Origin of the sequence: Tissierella sp., from assembly GCF_052089545.1 — a bacterium.
Taxonomy (GTDB): Bacteria; Bacillota; Clostridia; order Tissierellales; family Tissierellaceae; genus Tissierella_A.
Window position 1 is genome coordinate 34922 of the sequence record NZ_JBQDAA010000002.1, and the last position, 5919, is coordinate 40840.

Below are 5919 nucleotides of genomic sequence, written 5' to 3' on the forward strand. Positions count from 1 at the left end.
ATAGCAGCAGCAGCTATTTCTACAGGAATAACTGAGATGTTTATACCTGTACTTACAATAGCAGATCAAGTAGCAGATCTTCATATTCAAACTAGGTTTTTTGTAACAGGAGTATCAATGGTTCAAATAATATTTTTAGCAGAATCAGTAGTAGTTATAATGAATACAGGTCTTCCAGTTAAGTTTAGAGAACTTATGTTAATGTTTGTTCAAAGAACGATTATAGCCATACCACTTGTAGCATTCTTTATGCATATATTATTTTAAACCATATAAATAAAAGCTTGATACAAAATTTATTTTGTATCAAGCTTTTATTTATCTTTATAGGTTTTCTTTTACAAATTCAAATACTTCTTCAGCGTGACCTTTTACCCCTACTTTTCTATATTCTTGTCTTAATATTCCTTCTTTATCGATTACAAAAGTAGATCTTTCAAGTTCAAGGCCTATTTTTGAAAGTATCCCTTCATCCTTATATACTTCATACTTTTTAGCAACCTCTTTATCCTCATCACTTAGGAGTATAAAAGGAATAGTTAAATCTCTTACAAAACTTTGATGTGAATCTACACTATCGGGACTTACTCCGATTATTTCTGTATTCACTTTTTTAAAGTTATTATAGAGTTTTCCAAACTCATTAGCTTCGTTAATTCAACCAGGTGTGTTATCTCTTGGGTAAAAATATAAAACTACATTTTTCCCTCTATAATCTTTTAAGGATACTTGACTATCATTACTAGCCTTTAGTGTAAAATCTGGTGCCTTTTCTCCAACCTTCATATAAAACACCTCCTATTAATAGACTGTACCCCCATTATCATAAGATAAACCTCACTTTATATAATTAAAAGAGAATAATAAAAACATATATAAAGTAATATTTAAAACAAAACATTATTATCTTGTGATAACATAGTTATTAATGGAATATGCTAGGAGGTAAAAAATGGAGGAAAGAGAAAATATTATAGAAATATCTCATTTAAGAAAATTTTTTGGACAAAAGATGGTTCTAAAAGACGTAAACTTACAAGTGAAAAGAGGTCAAATAATAGGATATATTGGACCAAATGGTGCTGGTAAAAGTACTACTGTAAAAATACTTTTAGGTCTTATAGAAGACTATGAAGGTAGTATAAAAATATTTGGAAAGGATATAAAAGAAAGCATAGATTACAAAGGTAAAATAGGATATGTTCCAGAAACAGCTGATATATATGAAAATTTAACAGCCAGAGAATACCTTACATTTATAGGTGGGCTTTACGGGATAGATTACGAGACGGCAGATGCTAAGTCTATAAAACTTATGGGAATGTTTGGAATAGACGATGTATATGATGCTAGAATTAGTTCATACTCCAAAGGGATGAAGCAAAAGACACTTATTATTTCAAGCCTTTTAAATGATCCTGAAATTCTTTTTTTAGACGAACCCTTAAGTGGAATAGATGCAAATAGTGTTATAGTTTTTAAAGAAGTACTAGATGAACTTGCTAAGATGGGAAAGACTATCTTTTACTCATCTCATATAATGGAGGTTGTAGAAAAACTAAGTGATAGGATAGTACTTATAAGTGAAGGCGAAATAGTAGCTGACGGAAATCTAGAAGATATAAGAAAACAATCCCTAGAAGGTTCTTTAGAGGAAATATTTAATGAACTTACAGGATTTGATAAACATAAGGAAATAGCAAAAGAGATGGTTTCAGTAATAAGTGGAGGTTTTTAAATGAAAGATAGAGCCTTACTTAAATTATTAGATAAATTTAAAAAACTATTTGAAAAGATGGATATAGACTATGGTTCTTTAAGAAGCATATTAGATATAAAACTATTACTAGATGGAAGAAGATCGGCTACTATACTTCAAAACCCAAATACCAAAAATAAAAAAGAAAAAAACAACTTCCTATCTTCCTTATGGATATATCTGTTTTTAGGGCTTGTGATGATACCCCTTGTAATGCTTGGAGATGAGTATCTCTTTCAAATGAGCCTAGTATTTGCTATGTTTATGTTTTTTATGATTACTTCACTTATATCTGACTTTAGTTCAGTTCTTTTAGATGTAAGAGACAAAGACATACTTCTTTCAAGACCAATAAATAGTAAAACTTTAAATACTGCCAAATTTATTCACATAACATACTATATGTTTATGACAAGCATGGCACTTATAGGGCCATCACTCCTAGCTAGTCTTTTTAAAAGAGGGGTTTTATTTTTTATAATATTTTTATTTGAAATAATACTTATAGATTTATTTTTAATAGTTATAACTGGACTTTTATATTTATTTATATTAAAGTTTTTCGACGGAGAAAAACTAAAAGACATGATAAATTATGTGCAAATAGGTCTTACAATCACTATAACTGTTGGTTATCAACTCCTAATAAGAGTTTTCGATATAGTTGATCTTCAAATAATAGAATTCCAAGATAAGTTTTGGACATACTTATTACCACCTATATGGTTTTCAGCACCATTTGAATATATTTTTAAGGGGAGTAGGCAAAGTTATATAATTATTTACTCTATACTTGCTATTTTGGTGCCAACTATAGCAATAATAGTTTATGTAAAAACTATGCCTATATTTGAAAGAAATCTGCAAAAGTTAACTAGTACAGGTGGAGTAAAAAAGAGTAAGACTAAGAGATTAAGGTTTATAAGTAAGATAGTTTGTAGAAACCGTGAAGAAAGAAATTTTTACAGATTTTCTACAAATATGCTTAAAAATGAAAGAGTATTTAAATTAAGAGTGTATCCAAATCTTGGCTTTGGTCTTATATTTCCATTTTTAATGATCTTTCCCTTTATAGCAGATAGTTCATTTAATGAAATAAGAAGCTCAAATATGTATCTAAGTATATACTTTATAGCTTTTGCCTTGTTTGGAATAGTACAATTTTTAGGATATTCAGGAAACTACAAGGGGTCCTTTATATATAAAACTATGCCTATAAAAGAATATAGCTCTATATATAAAGGGGCATTAAAAGCTGCATTTGTAAATTTATTTACTCCCTTATTTATATTTGAAGCTATCATATTTTTAATAGTTTTTGGAATGAGGATATTCCCAGATCTTATACTTGTATATATAATATCAAATAAGAATCTTCCATTTTCACAAGACTTTGAAATGATTAAAAAAGGTAAATTTTTAGAAATGATAGCTACTTTATTTGTAAGTGTAATTCCATTTTTAATTCACTTATTTGCCTTCAGATTTTCATTTGGAATATATATTTATATCTTTCTAGCAATAGTTGTCAATCTTTTAGTATGGAAATATATTTTTAAAGAGAAAAATCCATCAATTGGGTATAATAATTAATAGGTAGGGATTTGAAGGAGATGTTTATATGAAAAAAAATATAAGTATTTTATTAATAGTTATAATGATGGTTTCTATATTAGGAGCTTGTTCTCAGGAAGAAAGTGGTAAAGAAGAGAAAAATGTAGATATAGAAGAAATTCATGTTAAAGTAAAAGAAGAACTTGGGAGATACTATATCCCAGATACCAATCTTAGTAAGGAAGTATTAGAAAATAGGACAGATCTAGATAAGGATAATATAGATGAGTTTATAGCTGAAGAGCCAATGATAAGTACAAAGGCAGATACCTTTATAGCAATAAAAGCTAAAGACGATAAGGCTGATGATGTAGAAGAAGATCTGGAAGAATACAGACAGTATCTAAATGAAGAATCTGTAAAATATCCTAGAAGTTTTGCAAAAATTAAAGCGGCTAAAGTTATCAGACATGGAAACTATGTATTTTTTATAATACTAGGAAGACCTAGTGGTATTGCTGATAAAGAAAGTGATGAGGCACTTGACTTTGCAGAAAATGAAATAAAAGGAATAGAAGAAGTAATAGATAACTTCTTCAAATAAATATTTAGCTTGGGTCTGTCCCAAGCTCTTTTCTTATCATGAAAGTTATTTAAAAAAAGCTGATAAATAGTAAGGGGATGAAATAGATGGGGGATTTAAAGAAAGAAAGTAAGAAAAAGGGAAAAAGTAAAATTAAAGGTAAATATCTATGGTTTGTTTTATTTGTAATATTATCAGGCGTATTAGGATTTCTAATGGGATATCTTAAATCAGGTATTCTAGAAGAATTTTTTGAAAGATATATTAATAATGATATGTGGTATATGGAAATGCTCAATATGGCTCTAATGGTTCTTATATTTATAGTTGGATTTATTATACATATTATACTTCATGAAGGAGGACATCTAGTATTTGGATTCATTTCAGGATATGAATTTGTATCTTTTAGGGTAGGTTCATTTGTAATTATAAAAGAAAAGGGTGAGTTCAAGTCAAAGCGCTACAGCATACCAGGGACAGCTGGTCAGTGCCTTATGATGCCGCCAGAAAAAAAGAATGAAAACTTTCCTTTTATCCTATATAATCTTGGTGGAGCCTTATTTAATATAATAGTTTCTGCAATTACTATAGTAATTGCCATGTCTTTAAAAGAATTATCCTGGATAAAGGTAATATTAATCTTAACTAGTGGCGCTGGTTTAATTGCAGCAATAACTAATGGTATACCTCTAAAAATAGGGGGTATGACAAATGATGGCCATAATATAATGACTATGGCTCGAGATAAAGACTCAAGGGATTCATTTTATTTACAACTTAGGGTAAATGGTCTTTTAACTAGTGGGATTAGAATAAAAGATATGAATTATGATGATTTTATACTTAAAGAAGATATAGACTATAAAAATCCATTAAACTTTTCTAGAATATTTATAAATCACAACTACCATTTAGATAAATGCGACTTTAAAAGTGCTAAAGAAGCTTTAGAATTTGGAAGAAGATATGTAAATTCAACTATAGCAATTTATAGGATGGAGTGGCTTTCGGAAGTCTTATTTTTAGAACTTATAGGAGACTGTGACAGTCAAAGAATAGAAGAATTATATGATGAAAGTCTTAAAAAGTATATAGAAGCTTCAAAGTTTATGCTAAATAAAAAAAGAATTATGATGGCCTATGAACTTTTATATCAGGAAAACAAGCAAAAAGCATTGAAATATTTAGAGGAGTTAAAAGATCTAGCTAAAAGATATCCAGTAAAAGGTGAAGTAGATATGGAACTTATGTTAGGCAAATTTTTACAAGGAAAAATGTAAAATTAAATATTTATCTTTGGGGTATATTAAAGATACCAATAAAATTAAGGCTTAAAGGAGAATATTGATGAATAATATAAAACTTACTATAGTTTATTATAGTGTTACAGGCGTAAACTTTCAGCTTGCAAAGTGGGCAAAAGAGGCAGCAGAAGAAATGGGAGCAGATGTAAGAGTAGTTAAAGCAGCTGAAATAGAAAAAGAAGAAAGAATAAAGAAAAACCCAGCTTGGCTGGCTCAAAGAGAAAAGGAAAAGCATATAAAAGATGCAAGTTCAGAAGACCTAATATGGGCAGATGCTATAATATTTGCCTCACCAACTCGTTTTGGAAATGTAGCCTCCCAGATGAAATATTTTATAGATATCCAAGGCAGCACATGGGCTGCTGGAAAACTTGAAAACAAAGTAGTATCAGCTATGAGTTCAGCAAACAATAATAATGGTGGACAAGAAGCTACTATAAGGGCCCTTTATACAAGTGCCATGCATTGGGGAGCTATAATAGTAGCACCTGGCTATACAGATGATAGTTCTTATAAAGCAGGAGGGAATCCATATGGTACAACTGTAACTGTAAATAGAGAAGGCATGTTAGAAGATGTAGAAGAAGCAGTAAAACACCAGGCGAAGAGAACAATAGAAGTTGCAAGACTTATAAAACTTGGAAAAGAAAATGATGTAACACCAATACATTAAACAAAAACAAATCCTAAATATTTAGGATTTGTTTTTTACTTAT

Annotated in this window: 6 protein-coding genes and 1 pseudogene; 6 read left to right on the top strand and 1 reads right to left on the bottom strand. The window is 29.4% G+C overall.

Features of this window, described 5'->3' with window-relative positions; translation table 11 throughout:
• A pseudogene (locus ACTHW2_RS00495) lies at positions 1–267 on the top strand (YjiH family protein); the annotation flags it as partial.
• A 57-nt stretch (positions 268–324) separates the two neighbouring features.
• On the opposite strand, the gene ACTHW2_RS00500 reads toward ACTHW2_RS00495, so the two are convergent.
• The gene (locus ACTHW2_RS00500) at positions 325–786 is read right to left on the bottom strand and encodes a peroxiredoxin (protein WP_442261751.1); all 462 of its coding nucleotides are present in this window, start codon (positions 784–786) and stop codon (positions 325–327) included.
• Positions 787–952: 166 nt separating this feature from the next.
• Between ACTHW2_RS00500 and ACTHW2_RS00505 the strand changes: the two genes are divergently transcribed.
• The 5 genes from ACTHW2_RS00505 (at position 953) to ACTHW2_RS00525 (ending at position 5876) form a co-directional block, all read left to right on the top strand.
• Positions 953–1738 (top strand): ABC transporter ATP-binding protein, encoded by a 786-nt coding sequence (locus tag ACTHW2_RS00505; protein WP_442261752.1) that lies wholly within the window; start codon positions 953–955, stop codon positions 1736–1738.
• On the top strand, positions 1739–3352 hold the full coding sequence (locus ACTHW2_RS00510; protein ID WP_442261753.1) for a hypothetical protein: 1614 nt from the start codon (positions 1739–1741) through the stop codon (positions 3350–3352).
• 28 nt (positions 3353–3380) lie between these two features.
• Positions 3381–3917 (top strand): DUF4358 domain-containing protein, encoded by a 537-nt coding sequence (locus tag ACTHW2_RS00515; RefSeq protein WP_442261754.1) that lies wholly within the window; start codon positions 3381–3383, stop codon positions 3915–3917.
• An 86-nt stretch (positions 3918–4003) separates the two neighbouring features.
• Complete coding sequence (locus ACTHW2_RS00520) at positions 4004–5179, top strand: site-2 protease family protein (protein WP_442261755.1); 1176 nt, start codon at positions 4004–4006, stop codon at positions 5177–5179.
• Between the two features lie 67 nt (positions 5180–5246).
• Positions 5247–5876: a flavodoxin family protein gene (locus ACTHW2_RS00525; protein WP_442261756.1), complete on the top strand. Its 630-nt coding sequence runs from the start codon at positions 5247–5249 to the stop codon at positions 5874–5876.
• Positions 5877–5919 lie beyond the last annotated feature (43 nt).

What these genes read in the sequence shown, in the direction of transcription:
- ACTHW2_RS00505 (WP_442261752.1), top strand. Translation starts at nt 953, where the DNA reads ATGGAGGAAAGAGAAAATATTATAGAAATATCTCATTTAAGAAAATTT.
- ACTHW2_RS00525 (WP_442261756.1), top strand. Translation starts at nt 5,247, where the DNA reads ATGAATAATATAAAACTTACTATAGTTTATTATAGTGTTACAGGCGTA.
- ACTHW2_RS00510 (WP_442261753.1), top strand. Translation starts at nt 1,739, where the DNA reads ATGAAAGATAGAGCCTTACTTAAATTATTAGATAAATTTAAAAAACTA.
- ACTHW2_RS00520 (WP_442261755.1), top strand. Translation starts at nt 4,004, where the DNA reads ATGGGGGATTTAAAGAAAGAAAGTAAGAAAAAGGGAAAAAGTAAAATT.
- ACTHW2_RS00515 (WP_442261754.1), top strand. Translation starts at nt 3,381, where the DNA reads ATGAAAAAAAATATAAGTATTTTATTAATAGTTATAATGATGGTTTCT.